The following is a 19038-nucleotide window of genomic DNA, read 5'->3' as shown; positions in this document are numbered from 1 at the left end:
ACTTTCCGATAAAGGGTCGTATGCTGTCTTTTCAAATTGATCTATATAGACTTAGGTTTATTATACATAAGAGTCAGCGTAATAAAACATAGCATGATACTGATTGTGTAAAAGAAACTGAAATGCTCAGAAAACTGAATGGTTAAACCGCCGATAAATGGTCCTGTCATGCTGCCGAAACTGAAGAGAATCCCAGCCATTAAATTCCCGGCAGGCAGTAAATATTTCGGTACTAGATCTACCATATATGTGAGTCCTAAAGAGAAAATACTGCCTACAAGCATACCGGCTACAAAAAAACAGATAGTGATGGCAAGAACAAAATCTTGAAAAATACCTGCGAAAACAAAGACAGCGGCCGCCGCGGGTGTAATGAGTAACAGGATCTTTCTCCTGCCAAACTTATCGCTTAGCATACCAAGCGGTAATTGAAAGATGATGCCGCCGATCGCGAACAGAGGCAGTAATGTGGAAACGGTGCTGACATTCAATCCAATACGAAGTGCATATATAGGGAAATTATTGCTGACAGATGCTTCTAGGAATCCATAGGCAAACGGAAAGAGGAGTGCAATCCAAGCGTAACGCCAAACATTGCGGAATTGACTCCATGTATGACGTAAAGAAGGAGAGGCCGCTTCTGGCGTGGATTCAGGGAATTCATTTTTCAAATAAAATAGGGAAAGCCATACGAAAAAGCTCAGGACAGCTGCTAAGAAAAATGGGAGTTGTTCAGAGACGGACAGGAAGTGAGTTGTTAATGGACCGAACCCATAACCGAGACCGAAACATAATCCATACAAAGACAGATTCCTTCCTCTATTACGATCTGAAGACAAAAAGGTAATCCATGTCTGTGTTCCGAAGTGTAAGATATTATTCCCTATCCCAATCAATAAACGTAAAATAAACCAGAACCAAACGGACTTCCAGACTGTAAATAACAGGAGAGTCACAATGACTGTCATGCCTCCTATCAGTATGAATGGCTTAAATCCTATTTTACGCAATGGTGCTTCCAAAAAAGGAGTGGCTGCCAACATTCCAATGTAAATACCAGCAGCATGAATCCCATTGATTGAGGAGGGCACACCATCCCTTTCAAAAATGATAGCGATTAAAGGCAGCAACATACCCTGCGAAAGTCCAGATATGGCTACGGTAGCATTCAAGAGGGCAAAGTGCGCGAAACGCTGGTTCACCAATGTTCCCCCTTTCTCTTTTTGTGAGAAATGGTATTAAGAATATGTAGTTGCTAATCGTCCGGCACAAAGCGCACCGGACGTTGATAGTTAATTAGTCATAACTGTTCAAGGCATTGACACCATGTGAGAGGGCAGCGCCGGCTTTTAAGGCTGTAGCTACCATAATGGCTTCGGCAATCTCCTCTTTTGAACAATCCAGTCTTTTGGCCTGTTTAACATGTGCTTCAATACAATAAGGACAGCCAGTCACATGGGCTATCGCGACAGCAATTAATTCTTTGTCTTTCCGGCTGATCAATCCTTCTTTCATGGCCTCCTTATCAAAAACCTGGAAAGCTTTAAAAGCATCTGGACTCAATTTCATGAACTCAGGGAAACGGCTCATATGAGAAACTTGGTAGAGGTTTTCATTTCCATTTTCATCAAAGGCTTGCAAAGCGTTCAAGCCATGCGCCATTGCCGATCCGGCTTTCAACGCTGTAGCAACCATGATAACTTCTGCTAATTCTTCTTTTGAAGCGCTTTCTTTTTTTGCAGCCGTTACGTGCGCATCAATGCAGTATGGACATCCAGTTACATGCGCAATGGCAATTGCCATCAGTTCCTTTGTTTTCTTTGTAATTAATCCAGCTGACAAGGCCTCTTGATCAAATTCCACAAATGCTTTGAAAGCTTTAGGCGACAACTTGGCCAATTCAGGCAGTCGCTTCATATTGCTCTTTTTATACAAACTTCCTTCTGTCATATACTTCGCCTCCTAATATTGGTTACAAAGGTTTGGAATTATTAAATATCTTAACCTATATCAGTTTAGCACCTTAACTGTTCTGCGTCAATGATATGAAAAGATTAAATCATAAGTCTTCTGACTATGGTATGCTATGTCTTATAAAGTAATATTTTACGTATTATTTCAAAGAGGGATGAAATGGTGAAAAGAGAAAAGGTATTTAATGAATTAATGGACACACTTTATGAAACGTCAAGATTAATCAGCACCTATGAGAGTATACCAAGGACTTATGGGACCGAAGATGAGTTATATATGGTCGAAGTTCATACATTAAATGTAATCGGTGATCACAAAAAAATTACGACAACTGAAATTGCAGAAATGACAAATCGAACGAAAAGTGCAGTTTCCCAAATGGTAGAGAAAATCGTAAAAAAAGATTTGGCAATGAAATATCGGAACCCTAATAATTACCGTGAGCTAATTATTGAACTTACACCTAAGGGCGAGATTATTTATGACTACCACAAAAAACTGGATGAAGTGGAGTACAATAAACACCTTAAAAACTTAAAAGATTACACAGCAGAAGACTTTCATACGATTCTTAACTTTGCCAAGGTATTTAATCGAGGCGTTGAACGCGCATTGAGCGGTAAAGATTTCTTGGGGAAATCAGAATAAGACCATATGCAGAATTTCTTCACTAATATTTTTCGTGTTCCAATTTTGAGTCTACGCCAAAATCTGTTCTTGACAATCTGTCACTTGCGTATAGCGAAAATCCTACTGCATTATCACGCCTGAAAAGCTCCTGATCTTTGCAAAGGTAGAAGAGCTGGCGAAATTTATACTCGAAGAAGCAGCATGCAAGGAAAAGGTTGTCAGACTGGAAGACCGCCTGACTGAGGAGGAAGCGAATCAAGTCATTATCGACGTAATCCGGCGGCATCCCAGACGATTGAACATACGATTAACGGAAATAAAATTGAGGGCATGGTCAATGGAGAAACGAAGGTTTATCAGCTGGAATCGATCTAGAAAGTGGTCAAGGATCTCGACAGTCACACCATGTCTGCCATCTATATAGAGGGGGGCTGGCATTCGTCTTGTGTGCCGATCCGGCGATGAAGCAGATGCTGCGCTATTATTTTGCTGAAGATCAGCTGATCCGTATTCTTACGGAATCTGGCGAAATGATCCATTTTGAAAATGCCGCCGATCAAGCACAATATTTAACAACCGAGCAATCGCTGCTGGCAAGGTTTTGAGAGATGTGCTAAAAACTCGAAAGGTAGTATATTAAATATAAATTGACAGACAGTCTAATGGGTAATTTTATCAGGCTGTCTTTTTTAACGTCGATTCAAATACAGTATCCTAACTAACCCTATCAAAACAAAGCCTCCACGGGCACGCTGTACTCCTGATAAATATTCCCAAAAAACGTCTCATCAATCAATTCACGTAGAACTCCTTTAAAATAACCCGGCAGATTATGGATCTCCTTTTTCTTCGTCGCCATGACACTGATATACATCGCACGGTGTCCCAGGTCCTCGAAAATCCCTTGCGATTCCTGATAGATTTCGAATTTCAGCATACGTCCTGTCAGTACTCTGTAGATTGCGAAAAATTCTCTTATCTTTGAACTGTCTCCGGTGAGCGTCAGCAATTCTTTCATCTTCGAAAACAACGTTGTGGATAACTTTTCACCTGCAGGGGGAGACGTCTTTATAGGGTCTTGAATGTTTTGAGCTTTATAGAAAGAAGGTTCGTTCTCCAAAATGGGCTCTGAAACAGCGCCACTGCCGGACTCAGCCACCTGCCCGCCCCTGTTCATTTTCGACTGGTCATGAACAGGTAAAATGAGATAAATGTTCGCTCCGAGTCCGCTCATGACAGGTCTGACGAATTGGATCCGTTCGATAATCTGCAGATTTTCCAGTTTGCGAAGTGAGCGTCTGACCGTGGAATTCGATAAGCCGAGTTTCATTTCGATTGTCTGATGTTTTAAATGCGCAGCTAGAAATTTTACTGAATAGCAGCGAATCATCTCCAGAACAGCACGGTCTGTTTTGTTCATGGTATTCCAGTGGATATCAGCGTGCTTTCGTGCTGCCGCGTCCATTTCATTTTTATTTTCAAACTTTGCGAACTTAGACAGGTAATGTGTCATGAGAAAAACCCCTTTTTCTTTCTATATAGAAGGGAGGGGGCAAAAAGGATACACCGTGATTGGATGACCGCGAATAAAATGAAAAATCACATGCGCTTTTCTGGTAAATTATTATTCTTTTCAGAGTACATTGACTTTAATTTTAAAGTGTTATATTATTTATGCAAACATACGTTTGTTTTAGATGCGAGTCTAATTTCCAGAAGTTTCATTATAATTTTTGTCCAAAAAGATCTATTGTTAATTGATTTTCAGCGCTTTTATGGAAACTACAAGTTGGGGATTGTGCCGGGATTAGTGAACGTGCTTTCGAATTGCTTCATGCTCGATAGAACGCGAAGAGAGGACTGTGATGATTGCATGCTGGCTAGTCTGTTTTTCAGCCAAGTCTTTAACGCGCTCATTTGTTTCTAACACTGTTTGCTTTATCTGTGTCTGCTCGTCTTTAAGGTTTTGGATATCCTGTCTCCTTTCTGCAATGTCTTTTTTGATATCGTCGATTTCTGTTAAAGGTTTCTGCAATAATGCTTCTGTTGTTTATTTTGCACCTACTTCGTATTCTATCGTTTATAGCATGACTTGATAAATTAACGAAGCGATTTCTGATGGTGCAGAAAAGCTTAAACTAAGCAATTGAGGGTAATAAGAGAGTGAATAATAGAGAAAAGGAGAATGCTGCATAATGAAGCCGCTAATTGGAATTACATCAGACCTGGACGAAAACGGAGAAACATGGGTACAGGCAAATTACAGCCGTGCCGTCCTGGAAGCAGGCGGGCTGCCTGTTGTATTGCCTGCAGGACTTGAGGATATTGAGCAGATTTGTGACCGGCTGGACGGTTTGCTGCTGACAGGTGGGGAAGACGTTAATCCGCTTAATTATGATGAAGAACCGCATCAGCAACTTGGTGAATTATCGCCGGAGCGGGATACTATGGAGCTGGCATTGGCGAGATATATGACTGATCAGGATAAACCGGTGCTCGGTATTTGCCGCGGGCATCAAGTGCTGAATGTGGCATTTGGCGGAACTATATATCAGCATATTTATTCGCAGCTGTCTGGAGAGATACTGCAGCATAAACAGCAGGCAGACCGGGATTTCGCGACGCATTCAATAGATATTGTGTGCGGCAGCAAGCTGGAGAAGATGGCCGGAGCTTCTGAGATTCAGGTGAATTCCCTGCATCTGCAGGCGGTCAATAAAGTGAATTCGCCATTGGTCGTGACGGCAGTGGCTAAAGACGGCGTGATCGAGGCAGTCGAAAGTAAGGCGCATCGTTTCGTCATGGGTGTCCAGTGGCATCCGGAAGCATTGGTCAATTATAAGGATCCGACGTCGCTCCAATTATTCAAGCAGTTTATTGAAGCGTCGAAAAAGTCCTGACTGCAAATAGAAATAACAAATTAGAAGAGATTAATAGGTGTTTGAAATTAAGAAGCTTTCTTCTCGATGATGCTAAAGCGACACCAAACATGCGCCCATTCTAGAACCATATAAGAAAAATGACTGCCACCCGGCAGTCATTTTCTCATCTCTTATACCTTAAACCGTGCAATCGCATGGTTCAGTTCTTCGCTTAAATCAGTCAGAGTTTCAGCGGCATCCGATACGGATTGGATGGCGCGCTGCTGTTCTTCTGTTGAGGCGCTCACTTCCTCGCACGCAGCTGCGGTTTGTTGGGAGGTGGCGGCCATTGTCTGAATCGTATTCGTGACGTCGTCTTTATGTTTGTCGACAAGGTCGATTTCTTCCGTGATGGACTGAATGGACTGGCGCATGTCTTCCATTAGAGCGGACAATTCACCAAATGTCGTTTCAGTGTCTTGGACGACCAGTCCTTGCTCACGGAAGGTGGCGATCGTTTCGTCCATCTGTTTTGTGACGGCAGCCGATTCTTTCTGCAAACTTTCTACTGTGTGCCGGACATCTTCTGTCGCTTGTCCAGACTGCTCGGCGAGTTTTCGAACTTCATTTGCAACGACGGCAAAGCCTTTGCCATGTTCACCTGCACGGGCAGCCTCGATGCTGGCGTTGAGTGCCAATAAATTTGTCTGGGCGGAAACATTGGTGATTGTATCCATGACTATGCCGATTTCTTTCACCTTGTCGCCGAGGGAGGTGATGGCTTCGTTCATGAATCGCAAGTTGGTTTCTGACGATTGGAAGGTCTGCGCGAGATTTGCCATTTTGATCTGCCCTTCTTCGTTCATCTGTCCGGTGCGCAAAGCGATGTCATTCATCGTGACGGCGCGCTCGGTAATGCCGTTAATTTGGTGGCTCAGTTCATCTGCGTTTCCTGAAACGGTTTCTGCATCTTCTGCAGAACGCTGGGCACCTTCAGCAATTTCATTCACCGCGCGGGCGACTTCCGTGCTGGATGCAGTTGTTTCTTCCGCAACGGCGCTGAGGTTTTCAGAATTCATTCGGACATTGCCTGCGGATTCATTGACGACGGTGATGATGTCGTGCATATTGGCAATCATGCCGTTGAAGTTTTCGCTTAGCTGGCCGATTTCATCCTGTGAACGAATATCAGACTGTACGGTGAGGTCGCCTGATGCTACTTCATCCATTAATGTGCGCAGCTTGGCAACAGGTTTTAGCATCTTGCCGATCAGAACGAAGAGGATGATGCCGACGATGAGCAGCGATATCCCCGAAATGATCAAAATAGACGTGCGCAGATGTTTTGCCATGCCCATAAGATTTTCCTGTTCATAAATGACACCGATTTTCCAGTTGAAACCTGTCATGGTGGAATAGGCCACGAGTTTTTTGACATCATTTTCAGTCGTGTAGTTAATGGAGCCAAATTCATTCTGCTGCATTTCCTTTACATATTCCAAGTCGCTGAGGTTTTCACCGGAGCGTGTCGGGTGAGAAATAGCCAGACCGTTCTGGTCGACTAAAACGGGTGCTCCTTTTTGTGGAATATCAAGTTCGTTCAACATATTCGTCAGGGCAGTCAGCTCGATGTCCATCGCAAGAACTCCTTGTAATTTACCGTTCCTCTCGATAGCCTGCGAGCCTGTAATCATATAAGCTCCTGTCGACGAATCAGGGTAGGGGGGAGACCAGACGACGTTGCCGGCACTTTCAACAGCCTGCTTGTACCAGTCTCTTTCAGTTGGATCGTAGCTATCATCATTACCGCCAGGGTACATCGTTTTATTGGGAAGCGTGTAATAGATGGACGAAGCATCCGAAAAAATTTCAAGATTGTCCATCAGCTTATCGGTCAACTGCTTTTCTGTAACTAATTCATCATCGGCGCCTGTGAAATTTTCGACAGAATAGGATTCTCCGATCGCCTGAAGGCCTTTTGTATATTGTCCGATGAAATTTTCTACTGTATAGGTCATCTGATCCGCCAGTGTTTCACTGGATTCCTGAACTTCCTGCTGGTTAATCTTCTTCACTTGATCGTTTACCATGTAGACCATGAGCAGTATGCCGAACGCAAATAGCAGGATGGCCGATCCGATAATTTTGGTTTTTAACGATTTTTGCATGGTTTTGTTCCTTTCCTAAAAGAAAATTTGGTTTACAGTCTTATTTCGGAAAAAATGAACGAGATTCAATACTATTATGTAAATACCATATATTTCATATATGCAAGCTGTTAAGTTGTTCAAATGTCAGACGCAATTCTGATTTGCATACAATATCATCTGAGTATTCGAGGTATTATTTTACGAAAATAATACAGTGCTCTGCTAAGATAAAGTTATATAGACTACGTACAGGATGGACAGAGCATTTGTAAAAGCTGTATCCAATACATGATTCTGTGAAGCGAACATGTGTAAGGGGAATTGGCGGAGTCTTGGTAAGGAATAATATACCCTTTAATAGACACAACGAACTATGTTCGGTATCATTAACTCATAAGACAGAGAATCGCGGGCTATTTTGCAAGACTAAGGAGGTCGGTGGCATGATTGATCCGAACGATCCGGTTCCGTTGCATATTCAGGTTCGATATAGTATTGAAAAGAAAATTAAGAAGGGGATTTTCAAAGAGAAGATTCCGAGTGAGCGGGAATTGATGGAAACGTACAACGTGAGCCGAAGTACAGTAAGAGAGGCAATTTCGCAGTTGGTCATTGACGGATTGCTGGAAAAGAAGCATGGAAAGGGTACGTTTATTGCAGAGCAGCCTCCCCATTATTGGCAGGGGAATTTGATAAGTACGACGGAAATGATTGAGAGAATGGGGGAAAAGCCGAGTGCGCAGTTGGTGGCGCACGGGGTAGTGGAAGTCCCGGAAGCTTTGCGTGAATTAATTGATTGGAAGCAGGCGTATTTAATTAAGCGGGTGCGTTTTGCGAGTGAAGTTCCTTTGGCTGTGGAGACACAGTATTATCCGGTGGCAATTGGATTGGCACTGGCTGAGATGGATATTAAGCAAGGGACGCTTTATGATCTGCTGGAGAATGAGCTGGACATTCGATTATTTGGTGCGGACGAGACGATTACATCACGGCGTATTATGCGGGAAGATGCGGTGTTGCTGCAGCTAGCGGATGATAGTCATACGCTTCATTTGGAGCGGTTGGTGTATGATGATATGGGAGAGATTGTCGAGTATTATCTAGCGGATTATCATCCTGAAAAGTATGCGTTTCATTTTAAATCAGAACGGTCTAGAAAATAAAACGAAGACTCCCCGTTATTTTGCAGGGAGTCTTCGTTTTTTTATCGCTTGACGGCCGTTTTTTGATAGACGGTTTTTCCGTTGATAATGGTCATTTCCACTGAAATGTTGTTGAGTTCCACAGGGGACACAGCAGTTGGGTCATTATCCAGGATGGCGAAATCAGCTGCTTTGCCGACTTCAATAGTGCCTGCTGTTTTCTCATCAAAGTTTAATTGAGCACCGTAGATTGTCATCGACTTTAAGGCTTCGATGACGTCTATTTTTTGATTTTCACCCAGTACATTCCCTTCACGGGTAATCCGGTTGACCGCCGCCCAGATAGAAAATAATGGCGAGATGGGAGTAATCGGACAGTCGGAGTGCAGCGTGTAGAGCATACCGAGTTCAGATGCTTCTTTTAAAGCGTTCATTCGTTCCGCGCGTTCGGGTCCGAGGAAAATGCGCTTATGTCGGTCTCCCCAGTAATAGACATGGTTGATGAAAAAGGAAGCGGCGATGTCGTATTTTTTCATTTCTTGTAAGTCCTCAGAAGTCGCGGTCTGTACATGCTCAATCCGATGACGGTGATCCGCCTTTGGAGAGTTGTCGATCGCCTGTTGATAGGCTTCAATAATCGATCCAATGGCACGGTCACCGTTTCCGTGAGTCGTTACCCGAAATCCGCGGTCGTGAAAATCCTGCACGTATTGATTCAGTTCTTCCTGTGACATGATCAAGTCGCCTACTAAAGAATCATCGCAGTAATATGGCTTGCGTAGAGCGCCGGTCAGTCCTTGAATCGAACCGTCTTGGAAAAGCTTGGCGCTGTCAAGTCTGGCCTTGCCATGGGAATCTTGTTGAATTTGACTGTCTAGTTCTTCAGCGGAGTGCTGTGCAAAGCGGCCGCCTTCAGACAATAAGTCATACATTACCATAAAGCGCATGCGCAGGGGATTCGCGTCATCCTGCAAAGCTTTCATATGCAGTTCATATTCTTTAGGTCCGAGTACCAGACCGATACCTGCATCAGAGCTTGTCGTAATTCCTTGTACCAGATAATCTTGTGCGGCGCGTTCGATCAATTGGACGACTTCCTCATCGGATGGGGTCGGTGCATATTTAAATACTAAATCCATAGCCGCCGGTTCATATAAAACGCCGGTTAACTGACCATTTTCATCACGTCCGAAATGACCGCCGGCAGGGTCTTGAATGGAGTCATCGACTTGTGCAAGCTGCAGGGCACAGCTGTTGGCGACTGCTAAGTGATTCGAAATATGCTTAATGAAAATCGGCCGGTCGGTACTTACTTGGTCTAAGTCATAACGCGTCGGATGTCTGTTTTCCGCAAGCAATGTATCATCATAACCGTAACCTAGGATCCAGCTGTCATCAGTTGTTTTCTCGCCGAATGCCCGCAGGTTTGCGAGAATATCGTCGATGCTCTTATTTCTTTCAGAGGAACAATTGACCTGGCCTTTATTCAGCGCGTACATGAGCAAATGATTATGCGTGTCAATAAAGCCTGGTATCATCGTTTTACCTTCCAGGTCAACGGTTTCTGCAATGACAAGAACCTCTTTAATTTGTTTGTATTGTTCATGGGTCCAAACTCCGATAATGTTCCCATCATATGCAGCTACTATGTCAGCCCGTTTATTTTTATTATCCAGTGTCAGTACATTGGCGTTTGTGTATAGTGTATCTACTCGTACCAAAAAACCAGCTCCTTACATATAATTGAATTTACTGAACAGCAAAATAAGTAATGGTATCGTTAAGAGAGCCAGAATGGTTGACGTTATGGTCGTCAAGGCTCCAAATACATCATTTTTTGAATGCTTTGTAAAAAGAATGGATGCCAATGTCAGCGTGGGCATCATGGCTTGCATGAGCAGGACTTTACTCGTTACGTCGTTTAATGGAATAGGAAAGGTCCGAATAATCGATAATGTGATAAGCGGTAAAATAATTAATTTGGATACAACCGGCGCAATGAGATTACTGTTTCTCGTTTTCACTGTATGATTGCTGCGGAACATGATTAACAGCCCGATATAAAACATTGCCAGCGGGGAGGCCAAAGCAGCCAATTGATTGGTTAATTCAATAAACACACTTGGCGGACGATAGTTCATCACGGCAAAGAGCAAACCAAATATAATGGCAATTAGCGGGATGTTTATCAAAGACTTACACGTTGCCCACGTAAAGCGAAACGAGTTATTTAAGATCATGACGCCCACTGTCCAAATGACCAGATCGACCCCTGCATCAAAAACAGCAGCGTACAGGGCACCTTCAGGACCGAGAATTGCAGCACATAAAGGAATTCCGATAAAGCCGGTATTCCCGAGCCCTGATAAAAGTGCGATTTCTTGACGGAGTTTCCGGTTTTCCGTGCTGGCAGAAGCGAAAAACCAGCCGATCCCGATCCCGATTAAATTAATTCCGATGGATAGGAGGAAGACCAGCCCCATATTTCGCAGAATGGACTCATCGATAGAAACTTTAAAAATACTGGAAAGAATAATACAGGGCATCGCCACATTCACAATCAAAGTCGTATAGGTACGACGTGTATCTTCAGTAATCGGTGTAACACGGGCGAGTGCTGTGCCGATTAAAATCATGATTGCGATGATAGAGATGGAATGAAATACTTCGCTTAGTTCCATAACAAACCACTTCCTACAACCTTATTCAGTCGATTAATCCTTCGTTGGTTTCAATGCAGGCTGTGGAGTAAGAAGGCCTACTTTATTCGTTGTCAGTAAACTAACAATGATCGTGACTGCAAAGTTGAAGATTAGTGCGACTAGGCCATTATTGATTGAAAAGATGCTAGCGCCGGTAAATTGAAGAGTCAGCGCGATGACCGTTCCGGTAATAATACCAGCCCCGACCCCTTTGGCTGTTGCCCCTTTTGCGAATACAATTGCCAAAATACCCGGCAGGATTTGTCCAAATCCAAAGTAAGCTGTATTGATTAAATGAAGCATCAAGCTTGGGAAACCGACAGTCAGGACCATAGAGATTAGTAAATAAACAATCACGACGATTTGAGAACGGCTTCTTTGCTTGTTTTCGGGAATGTTCGGCATGAGATTGCGAGTGAAGATACCGCCCACAACTAATGAAGTGATGGCAAGTACCAGCAGCCCTGATAATGCAGCACCTGCTGCTACTAAACCGACCACCCAGGATGGCAATAGGCTGATTGCTGTAGCAATGAATGCATGGTTGGGATTTTCTAAATCCGGTATTCCGACTAATGCGAAATACGAAGATGCAATCAGGAATGGATACATTAACATATAGAGTGGCATAAAGCGCTGTGCTTTTCTAATGGTATTCTCTGATTTACTAGTGAAGACTACGTTTACAATGAATGGTAAACAATAAAATGCGACTGCCTGGAAAATGATTGTGGTGACAGAAAATGTTAAGTCGCCTGTGTTTCCAAACGATAATGACGCGCCGTGACTTTTAGCCTCTGAAAACAGGTTATGCACCCCGCCGATATTTTTAAATGCAGCAATCCCCACTATTAAGATGGCGGCAAACAGTAAAATATCCTTCAGAATCGAAATAATTGCAGGTGCCTTTACACCGGAAACCGAAATATAAATGTAAGCAATGATGCCGGCAATGAATACCGCAACTGCTGGAGGCAAATTAAACCCCAGTGCATTAAGTGCTACATTCAGCCCTTCAAACTGCAACTGTCCCCAAGGAATTAAAAAGATTAAATAAGAACAAGCCACGATGAGTTCAAGCGGGCGGCTGCCGAAATGACTTTTGAATAAATCCGGTGCTGTCATGGCGTTATATTTTTTCCCCGCTCGCCAGATGAGTGGTGCCAGGAAATAACCGATCGGATACGCCAATAAAATATAGCCGAGGAACCAAAGCCCATATCCGACTCCCTTTGCATAAATTCCGCCTGGGAAGCCGATAATCGTTCCAATACTGTACACTTCTCCGATGGCTAAAAAGAATAGGATGAAGCCGTTAAATGAGCGACCGCCTACCAAATAGTCTTCCATATTATCTTTTTTTGATTTATTGGAAGAACGAACTGCTAAGTACAGCGAAAAAATAAGAATCAAACTAAATATCACAATGGCCATTACGTTACTCCTCCCACTCTATTTCAGGATCTTTACTGTCAAAGAAAAACCAGGACATCGAAATACAAATTGAAGTCAATATAAACCACAAAAACATCCAAAAATACAAAATCGGAAAACCTAGAACAAACTGCTCGGAATTTCTGAATACGAGTATTCCGCTTACTATACCTACAAACGGAATGACTAACCCAATGAAGACATTGAGTGCTGTTCGTCGCGTCATCTTTATCCCTCCTTTACAAAATACGGTACAGTCATCATGATGTCCGTACCAGTTGAAATTAAGTATAATGAGAGGGAAGTAGAACGTCAATAGAAAATTTAGAAAATAAAAAAATAATAGTTTTAAGGAAGAATGAGAGGGTTTTTGGCGTGAATTTTGCATGTGAAGCAAAAATACCTAATTTTGTGGCAGGTCGCTTGAAATGATTTTTTTTGCAGTAAATGTGTAAGCAATCTAAAAAAAGAAGCGCAGGACGAAAAGACTGCCGTAAGTGAGTAGACGAAGATTAGGTTAGTAAAGTGATCAAGTTCCTTGCTTCTGCTTGGTCCTGGACAATCAGGCAGAAGTCAATTTTTTTTGCCGTATACTCGTCAATACTAGAAAAGACCCGCCAGCAATTTAAAGCTGGCGGGTCTTTCCTTATTATGACTTAAACCGTTCAATTGCCTCTTGCAGCCGTTCACTTAAATCCGTCAATGTCACTGCTGCATCCGTTACCGCGCCAATTGCTCGGAGCTGCTCTTCAGAAGAGGCACTCACTTCTTCGCAGGCGGCTGCGGTTTCTTGGGAAGTGGCGGTCATCGTTTGGATGGTGGACAGCACTTCTTCTTTGTGGATGCTGATTTGTTTAATTTCTTCCGTGACCAGATGAATGCTTTGCTGCATGTCGGCCATCAGGCTGGAAAGTTCTTCGAATGTCGTTTCGGTTTCTTGGACGACGACTCCCTGCTGTTTGAAGGATTCGATCGTTTCATGTAATTGATTGGCGACCATGTCGGATTCTTCTTGCAGTTCGCGAATGGTGCTGCCGACGTTTTCGGTGGATTGGGCAGTTTGTTCTGCAAGTGTGCGGACTTCATCTGCCACTACTGCAAAACCTTTGCCGTGTTCGCCGGCCCGTGCTGCTTCGATGCTCGCGTTAAGTGCAAGCAAATTGGTCTGCTTCGAGATATTCATGATGGTTTCCATGACCTGCCCGATTGCCTCCACTTTTTCGCCTAATGTCCGAGTTTGCTCTGATGTAGATCGCAGTGTCAGGCCGGTTGTTTCGAATGAATGCTTCAGGGCTGCCATTTGATCCTGGCCGCTCGCATTTTTCTCACCTGTTTGCTCGGCAATCTGCAGCATGGCTGCGGCATTATTGGTAATTTCATTGATTTGCTGACCTAAGGCATCTGTCCGGTCGGTAACATTTTCAGCATCTTCTGCTGACTTCGAAGCACCTTCTGCGATTTCATTGATCGCATGCGCTACTTCTGAACTGGCGGCGCTAGTTTCCTGTGCTGTCGCGCTCAAACTTTCCGAATTGGAACGGACATCTTCAGCTGATGTGCGGACGATATCGATAATGCCGCTCATCTGGTCAAGCATCAGGTCGTAATCATTCCCGAGTCTGCCGATTTCGTCTGTTGCGGTCATATTGGTACGGCCGGTCAGATCGCCTGAAGAGGCAGATTCCATATGCGACTGGATGTAACTGATTGGTTTCGTCGTGCGGTTGACCGCCACATACAATGCCGCGAATATGGCCAGCAGCGTGATCAGCGCGATGAAAAGTGTCATATTGCGCAGTTTGTTCGCGAGACTGCTCAATTGGCGTTCTTCATAGACGGCGCCTACTTTCCACCCGACATCCGGAAGTGTGGTATAGACCAATCGCTTGGCGATGCCATTTTCGTCTGTATACTCCACGATGCCATCGTCGTTTTTGTACATTTCTTTTACATATGTAAGCTGGCTGACGTCTTCTCCGGTTTTCGTAGGATGAGAGATAGCTGTGCCTTTCCCGTCAAGCAGCAGCGGGAAGCCGTTATAGCCGATACCTCGATTAATGATTTCATCCGTCAATGTTCCCAGCTGAATATCGAGCCCTGCCACACCTGTCACTTTGCCGTTTTCGACAATTGCTTTTGAAACGGAGATGACAATCTCGCCTGTCTGGTCATCTTCATAAGGTTCGATCCATTGTACGCTTTCTGGATTTTCCACCGCCATACTGAACCAAGGACGCGTTTCAGGTTCGTAGCCGGTTAGATCGGCATAGGGCATGATGAAGGAGTCACGGGTGGTGGATGAGTAATAAGCCGCAGATGTATCTGTATAGTACGTCAGGAACTCATCGAACTTCTCCTCCATCTCCTTGCCGCCTTTTGCAGCATCTTCCTTTTGCTTGAAAAGCGCAATCGCCTCATCGTCCGCTAATAAATTGAGACCGCTTTCATATTTGCTCAGAAATTGCTCGACACCAAAACCGATTTCATTCACGATGGCGTCGCTGGATTTCAGCGCATCCGCAATGGAATGCTTCTTTACTTGATTAGTTGTCAGAAAAGTCATGAGTGCAATGCCAATAACGAAAAAAATCATGACCGTAAATAGCAGTTTGGAGCGTATAGATTGAAACAATGTAAAACAATTCCTTTCTAGTCAATTCCGTTGCTATATAACTATATCATATATTTTTTTGATAGAATAGGACTAATTTTTGTGCTTGTGTGCCGCTTAATTCAGACAAATGGCGTGCCTGTGTGCCACACAATTTAGACACAATTCTGAAGAAAATATTATGCATAGACACCTAAAAAAATTTGGGTAAGTAGAGAAGAGCCAACACCTTCAGAAACGATTTTTATATGTAGTCTCTCTATGCAGAGAGTGCGGGGCGATATAATTTATCTATATACTCAATATGCAGGAAAGCATCCAGTCTTAGACAAAGAAAGAAGAAATCTGCTATTAGGTGATTAACTATTGAGGAGTTTTACTACTAATCAATAGGTTGGTTTCTTTGAGTGGTTTTTAAGTCGTAGTGTAAAAGAACGTTTTACTGCTGCGGAAATAAAAAAATCTATCAAACCAAAAGAATTAGTTAAGATAAATAACTGGGATTAGGCTACGAAAAGCATTCCACTACGGCGGAATGCTTTTTAGCTCATATGGAAACTGCAAAATGGGGATTCGCCGAAAAAGAGAAGAAGTTAATGTACGTGCTTTAGAAGTGCTTCATGCTCGATAGAACGTGAAGAGAGGACTGTGATGATTGCGTGCTGGCTGGTTTGTTTTTCTGACAGGTCTTTGACGTATTCATTTGTTTCCAAAACAGCTTGTTTAATTTGTGACTGCTCGTCCTGAAGGTTCTGAATATCTTGTTTCATTCCTGCGATATCTTGCTTCATTCCCTGGATATCTTGTTTCATTTCTACAATGTCTTGTTTGATACCACCGAGTTCTGATAAAATTTTCTTCAATAATTCTTCATTCATTTGTTTTACACCTCCTCTGTATTTCAACTATTATAGCATGTGATTCTTCATTCGCGAAGCAAATTTATATTGGAAAGTTTATAAGACAAGAATTGAGAAATGAGGGGAAATAGGGAGAGTTGAGAAAGTGGAGAGAGAACGTTATGTGATGTGTCTTTTTATAAGGCTTCCTTAATAGACCATGGCCGTCTGAATAATTTTGCTTTGATGGATTTACAAGTGGATTCCATTCTTTCCTGTATTATATGAGATAACTATTATTGGTTTAATAGCTATGAATGTCATACAAATACAAAAACCTGTCGAATTGCTCGACAGGTTTCTTCACGCTTTTTATAAGCAGGCTGCGCCTACGATGATCAGCAGGATGAATAATACGACAATCAAGGCAAAACCGTTGCCTGCGCCGCTGCCTGGCCTTTCACATCCAGCTCCGCCGCCACCGTATCCATATCCGCCAAATCCAAACATTTTGCCACCCCCTTCAATTTAAAAAGACCGAATCAATATCCGTACCCCATAAATCCTGCTCCTACAATGATTAACAAGATAAACAACACGACAATCATTGCAAAACCAAATCCTCCGTTGTAACCTGCTCCGCCGACTGCTTCACCCATAGTTACTTCACCTCCAAATGTGGAACTACCCTTATCCTATGCAAGAATTTTCAATTTGCCTTGGCTTTAGAAAAGAAATCTAGATACTTCTGAATAAAATTAAAAGATTGACCTTCAATTCAGCCTTATGCCTCTTTAATATGAATAAAGGAATTTAATAAAACTCAAGTTAGGTAAAATAAACTATATGAATGACGATTCATTCATGATACCTTATATGTACTAGATTGGAAATTATGGCAATATAGTGAGGGGGATATAAATGGATATTGAACAAATAAAAAAAGATGATTGGATACTGAAGAATAAAATCATGGGGCTGGCTTTTGGGATTGCAGCAGGTCTCGGCCTGCTGGCTCAGTTTATCCAAGGATCTTCGATGGAGATTATTTTAGCAGTTGCTATTCCTTTTGGGATTGCACTCATCCTGTATTTTTACTTCCTAATTACAAAGCATAAATTCATCACGAATGCATTGCCCATATTCTTATTGCTGATGAATTTTGCAATCGCCGCCGGAGTGATTTATTTTTCAGAAGCGAATTTAGGCTCTCTCGGAATTATCATTCTTTTGCTGGTTCTTGGGGGAATCCACGGAAAGACGTCAATCATGGCTTTCGGCTATATACTTAGTATGATTGCACTACTTTTAAACAATGCCTACTTCGTCGAGCCGGCGTTGGTGGCGGCAAGCGGTAAGAACCTTGTGCTGCTTCACTTCCTCGGAGGTGTCGTATTATTTTTAGTCGTACGTCAAAATTCACGAAATTTCAAACAGGTCGAGGAATATGCAGAATTGACAGCGGAAAAGATGCGTAAAGAAGAACAGATTGCTCAGAAGCTGGATGGAGCTGTAGAAAAAATCACAGCCAATCTGAGTCAATTGAAGGCAAGTTCTGATACATCTGTCTCTTCGCAGCGTGAAATGCTCGTAGCCATCAATGAAGTGAGCGGTGCGAGTCAGAATCAGGCAGATCATATTATGGAAATTGCGGAAAGTACAGAAGAAACTCACAGCTCAGTCACACGGATTTCGAAACAGATGGGGGATCTGGCCGGTCAGGCAGACGAAGCCGGACTGAAGGCAGAAGAGGGAACGCATCAAATTAATGAATTGAAGGGGCAGATCGACAACTTCTCCAAGTTCTTTGAAGAACTGGACGACACGTTCGCAATCCTTTCCAATAAAATCAAAGAAACCAATACATTCGCGAGCAACATTAAAGAAATCACCGAGCAGACCAATTTACTCGCACTGAACGCAAGTATCGAAGCCGCACGAGCGGGTGAAAAAGGGAAGGGCTTTGCAGTAGTTGCAGACGAAATCCGGAAACTTGCAGGTCTAACAGATGAAACGTTAAAGAAAATTGATTTGAATTTATCTGAAGTTAACACATTTAATGAACTGTCCGTCGGCAAACTTTCGGACGGCCTGAAACAAGTAGCAGAGCAAGTGAAAGTAGCAGACAATTCAAATCGTTCTTTCTCCGAGTTATTCGGAACAATGATCACGCTGCAGAATGCACTTCATGCATTTATGGATGACTTTGACCATATCGCCGATAGCAGTAAATCGGTTTCTGAGCACACAGTAGAATTCGCATCGGTCATTCAGGAAAGCACCGCAGCCATTGAAGAAATGAACGCCACGCTGACAGATTTGACGAATGAACAAGAACAGATTGCACTGTACATTACAGAAACCCATGAAGAAGCAGTGCAATTGCGAATGTAAGCTCAATAAAATAAAAGTAAAGTCAAAGAAGTGGAACCTTCGGGAACCACTTCTTTTTGTTTTGAATACCCATGAAGCAAGTTCAGGTGTCCAGCTCTGGAAATGCGGTTCTAAGCGGTTGCCTACTCTAAGAGAATTACACGGTGAATTGATTATCGTTTTTATTTCAGATGACTTCATTTCCAAAGTTTTTTGGAAGCCAAGTAAAAATGTGCTATAAAAGCTTATAACAAAAAAAGAAGAAAAAAGAATTTTCTAAATAAACTAATTTGTATTTGCTTTTTTTGAGATAAGGATTTAC

At 42.9% G+C, this 19038-nt stretch carries 18 protein-coding genes; 5 read left to right on the top strand and 13 right to left on the bottom strand.

The window, feature by feature from the left end; translation table 11 throughout:
• Positions 1-41: 41 nt before the first annotated feature.
• Both NCCP2331_RS10040 and NCCP2331_RS10035 read right to left on the bottom strand, forming a co-directional pair.
• Positions 42-1202, bottom strand: a complete 1161-nt coding sequence (locus NCCP2331_RS10040) for an MFS transporter (RefSeq protein ID WP_251670410.1) — start codon at positions 1200-1202, stop codon at positions 42-44.
• A 94-nt stretch (positions 1203-1296) separates the two neighbouring features.
• On the bottom strand, positions 1297-1950 hold the full coding sequence (locus tag NCCP2331_RS10035; protein ID WP_251670408.1) for a carboxymuconolactone decarboxylase family protein: 654 nt from the start codon (positions 1948-1950) through the stop codon (positions 1297-1299).
• A 183-nt stretch (positions 1951-2133) separates the two neighbouring features.
• Between NCCP2331_RS10035 and NCCP2331_RS10030 the strand changes: the two genes are divergently transcribed.
• A complete protein-coding gene (locus NCCP2331_RS10030; protein ID WP_251670406.1) occupies positions 2134-2622 on the top strand; it encodes a MarR family transcriptional regulator in 489 nt (162 codons plus the stop codon).
• 425 nt (positions 2623-3047) lie between these two features.
• Positions 3048-3209 carry a hypothetical protein gene (locus tag NCCP2331_RS10025; RefSeq protein WP_251670404.1) on the top strand — a complete coding sequence of 54 codons (162 nt, stop codon included), beginning with the start codon at positions 3048-3050 and terminating at the stop codon, positions 3207-3209.
• A 122-nt stretch (positions 3210-3331) separates the two neighbouring features.
• Here the strand turns inward: NCCP2331_RS10025 and NCCP2331_RS10020 are convergent, their stop codons facing one another.
• Both NCCP2331_RS10020 and NCCP2331_RS10015 read right to left on the bottom strand, forming a co-directional pair.
• Positions 3332-4117: a helix-turn-helix domain-containing protein gene (locus NCCP2331_RS10020; protein WP_251670402.1), complete on the bottom strand. Its 786-nt coding sequence runs from the start codon at positions 4115-4117 to the stop codon at positions 3332-3334.
• A 294-nt stretch (positions 4118-4411) separates the two neighbouring features.
• Positions 4412-4639, bottom strand: a complete 228-nt coding sequence (locus tag NCCP2331_RS10015; protein ID WP_251670400.1) for a hypothetical protein — start codon at positions 4637-4639, stop codon at positions 4412-4414.
• 160 nt (positions 4640-4799) lie between these two features.
• Here NCCP2331_RS10015 and NCCP2331_RS10010 point away from each other — a divergent pair, with 160 nt between their 5' ends.
• Positions 4800-5504, top strand: a complete 705-nt coding sequence (locus tag NCCP2331_RS10010) for a gamma-glutamyl-gamma-aminobutyrate hydrolase family protein (RefSeq protein WP_251670398.1) — start codon at positions 4800-4802, stop codon at positions 5502-5504.
• 152 nt (positions 5505-5656) lie between these two features.
• On the opposite strand, the gene NCCP2331_RS10005 is transcribed toward NCCP2331_RS10010, so the two are convergent.
• Positions 5657-7633 carry a methyl-accepting chemotaxis protein gene (locus NCCP2331_RS10005; RefSeq protein ID WP_251670396.1) on the bottom strand — a complete coding sequence of 659 codons (1977 nt, stop codon included), beginning with the start codon at positions 7631-7633 and terminating at the stop codon, positions 5657-5659.
• A 425-nt stretch (positions 7634-8058) separates the two neighbouring features.
• Between NCCP2331_RS10005 and NCCP2331_RS10000 the strand changes: the two genes are divergently transcribed.
• The gene (locus tag NCCP2331_RS10000; RefSeq protein WP_251670393.1) at positions 8059-8778 is read left to right on the top strand and encodes a GntR family transcriptional regulator; all 720 of its coding nucleotides are present in this window, start codon (positions 8059-8061) and stop codon (positions 8776-8778) included.
• A gap of 41 nt (positions 8779-8819) precedes the next feature.
• Here the strand turns inward: NCCP2331_RS10000 and NCCP2331_RS09995 are convergent, their stop codons facing one another.
• The 8 genes from NCCP2331_RS09995 to NCCP2331_RS09960 all read right to left on the bottom strand — a co-directional run bounded on the left by NCCP2331_RS09995 (position 8820) and on the right by NCCP2331_RS09960 (position 17002).
• The gene (locus NCCP2331_RS09995) at positions 8820-10478 is read right to left on the bottom strand and encodes an amidohydrolase (RefSeq protein WP_251670391.1); all 1659 of its coding nucleotides are present in this window, start codon (positions 10476-10478) and stop codon (positions 8820-8822) included.
• A gap of 12 nt (positions 10479-10490) precedes the next feature.
• Entirely contained in the window at positions 10491-11438 is a 948-nt protein-coding gene (locus NCCP2331_RS09990) for an AEC family transporter (RefSeq protein WP_251670389.1), read from the bottom strand.
• A 33-nt stretch (positions 11439-11471) separates the two neighbouring features.
• Positions 11472-12893: a sodium:solute symporter family protein gene (locus tag NCCP2331_RS09985; RefSeq protein ID WP_251670387.1), complete on the bottom strand. Its 1422-nt coding sequence runs from the start codon at positions 12891-12893 to the stop codon at positions 11472-11474.
• Positions 12894-12897: 4 nt separating this feature from the next.
• Positions 12898-13119 carry a DUF3311 domain-containing protein gene (locus NCCP2331_RS09980; protein ID WP_251670386.1) on the bottom strand — a complete coding sequence of 74 codons (222 nt, stop codon included), beginning with the start codon at positions 13117-13119 and terminating at the stop codon, positions 12898-12900.
• A gap of 423 nt (positions 13120-13542) precedes the next feature.
• A complete protein-coding gene (locus tag NCCP2331_RS09975) occupies positions 13543-15525 on the bottom strand; it encodes a methyl-accepting chemotaxis protein (protein WP_251670383.1) in 1983 nt (660 codons plus the stop codon).
• A 572-nt stretch (positions 15526-16097) separates the two neighbouring features.
• Positions 16098-16382 (bottom strand): hypothetical protein, encoded by a 285-nt coding sequence (locus tag NCCP2331_RS09970; protein WP_251670381.1) that lies wholly within the window; start codon positions 16380-16382, stop codon positions 16098-16100.
• Positions 16383-16715: 333 nt separating this feature from the next.
• The gene (locus NCCP2331_RS09965) at positions 16716-16853 is read right to left on the bottom strand and encodes a YjcZ family sporulation protein (RefSeq protein WP_251670380.1); all 138 of its coding nucleotides are present in this window, start codon (positions 16851-16853) and stop codon (positions 16716-16718) included.
• Positions 16854-16885: 32 nt separating this feature from the next.
• Complete coding sequence (locus NCCP2331_RS09960; RefSeq protein ID WP_251670379.1) at positions 16886-17002, bottom strand: YjcZ family sporulation protein; 117 nt, start codon at positions 17000-17002, stop codon at positions 16886-16888.
• A gap of 262 nt (positions 17003-17264) precedes the next feature.
• On the opposite strand from NCCP2331_RS09960, the gene NCCP2331_RS09955 reads away from it, so the two are divergent.
• Positions 17265-18737, top strand: coding sequence for a methyl-accepting chemotaxis protein (locus NCCP2331_RS09955; protein ID WP_251670378.1), 1473 nt, complete (start codon positions 17265-17267; stop codon positions 18735-18737).
• The last annotated feature ends 301 nt before the right edge of the window (positions 18738-19038 follow it).

The organism is Sporosarcina sp. NCCP-2331, from assembly GCF_023707945.1.
Lineage (GTDB): Bacteria > Bacillota > Bacilli > Bacillales_A > Planococcaceae > Sporosarcina > Sporosarcina cascadiensis.
The sequence above is the reverse complement of the archived record's forward strand: the minus strand, read 5'-3'. Positions and strand labels throughout refer to the sequence as shown.

Coding starts and splice junctions, on each gene's coding strand:
- NCCP2331_RS09985 (WP_251670387.1), bottom strand. CDS start 12,893: ATGGCCATTGTGATATTTAGTTTGATTCTTATTTTTTCGCTGTACTTA.
- NCCP2331_RS09960 (WP_251670379.1), bottom strand. CDS start 17,002: ATGGGTGAAGCAGTCGGCGGAGCAGGTTACAACGGAGGATTTGGTTTT.
- NCCP2331_RS10035 (WP_251670408.1), bottom strand. CDS start 1,950: ATGACAGAAGGAAGTTTGTATAAAAAGAGCAATATGAAGCGACTGCCT.
- NCCP2331_RS09980 (WP_251670386.1), bottom strand. CDS start 13,119: ATGACGCGACGAACAGCACTCAATGTCTTCATTGGGTTAGTCATTCCG.
- NCCP2331_RS10010 (WP_251670398.1), top strand. CDS start 4,800: ATGAAGCCGCTAATTGGAATTACATCAGACCTGGACGAAAACGGAGAA.
- NCCP2331_RS10020 (WP_251670402.1), bottom strand. CDS start 4,117: ATGACACATTACCTGTCTAAGTTCGCAAAGTTTGAAAATAAAAATGAA.
- NCCP2331_RS09955 (WP_251670378.1), top strand. CDS start 17,265: ATGGATATTGAACAAATAAAAAAAGATGATTGGATACTGAAGAATAAA.
- NCCP2331_RS10000 (WP_251670393.1), top strand. CDS start 8,059: ATGATTGATCCGAACGATCCGGTTCCGTTGCATATTCAGGTTCGATAT.
- NCCP2331_RS09990 (WP_251670389.1), bottom strand. CDS start 11,438: ATGGAACTAAGCGAAGTATTTCATTCCATCTCTATCATCGCAATCATG.
- NCCP2331_RS09965 (WP_251670380.1), bottom strand. CDS start 16,853: ATGTTTGGATTTGGCGGATATGGATACGGTGGCGGCGGAGCTGGATGT.
- NCCP2331_RS10030 (WP_251670406.1), top strand. CDS start 2,134: ATGGTGAAAAGAGAAAAGGTATTTAATGAATTAATGGACACACTTTAT.
- NCCP2331_RS09970 (WP_251670381.1), bottom strand. CDS start 16,382: ATGAATGAAGAATTATTGAAGAAAATTTTATCAGAACTCGGTGGTATC.
- NCCP2331_RS10005 (WP_251670396.1), bottom strand. CDS start 7,633: ATGCAAAAATCGTTAAAAACCAAAATTATCGGATCGGCCATCCTGCTA.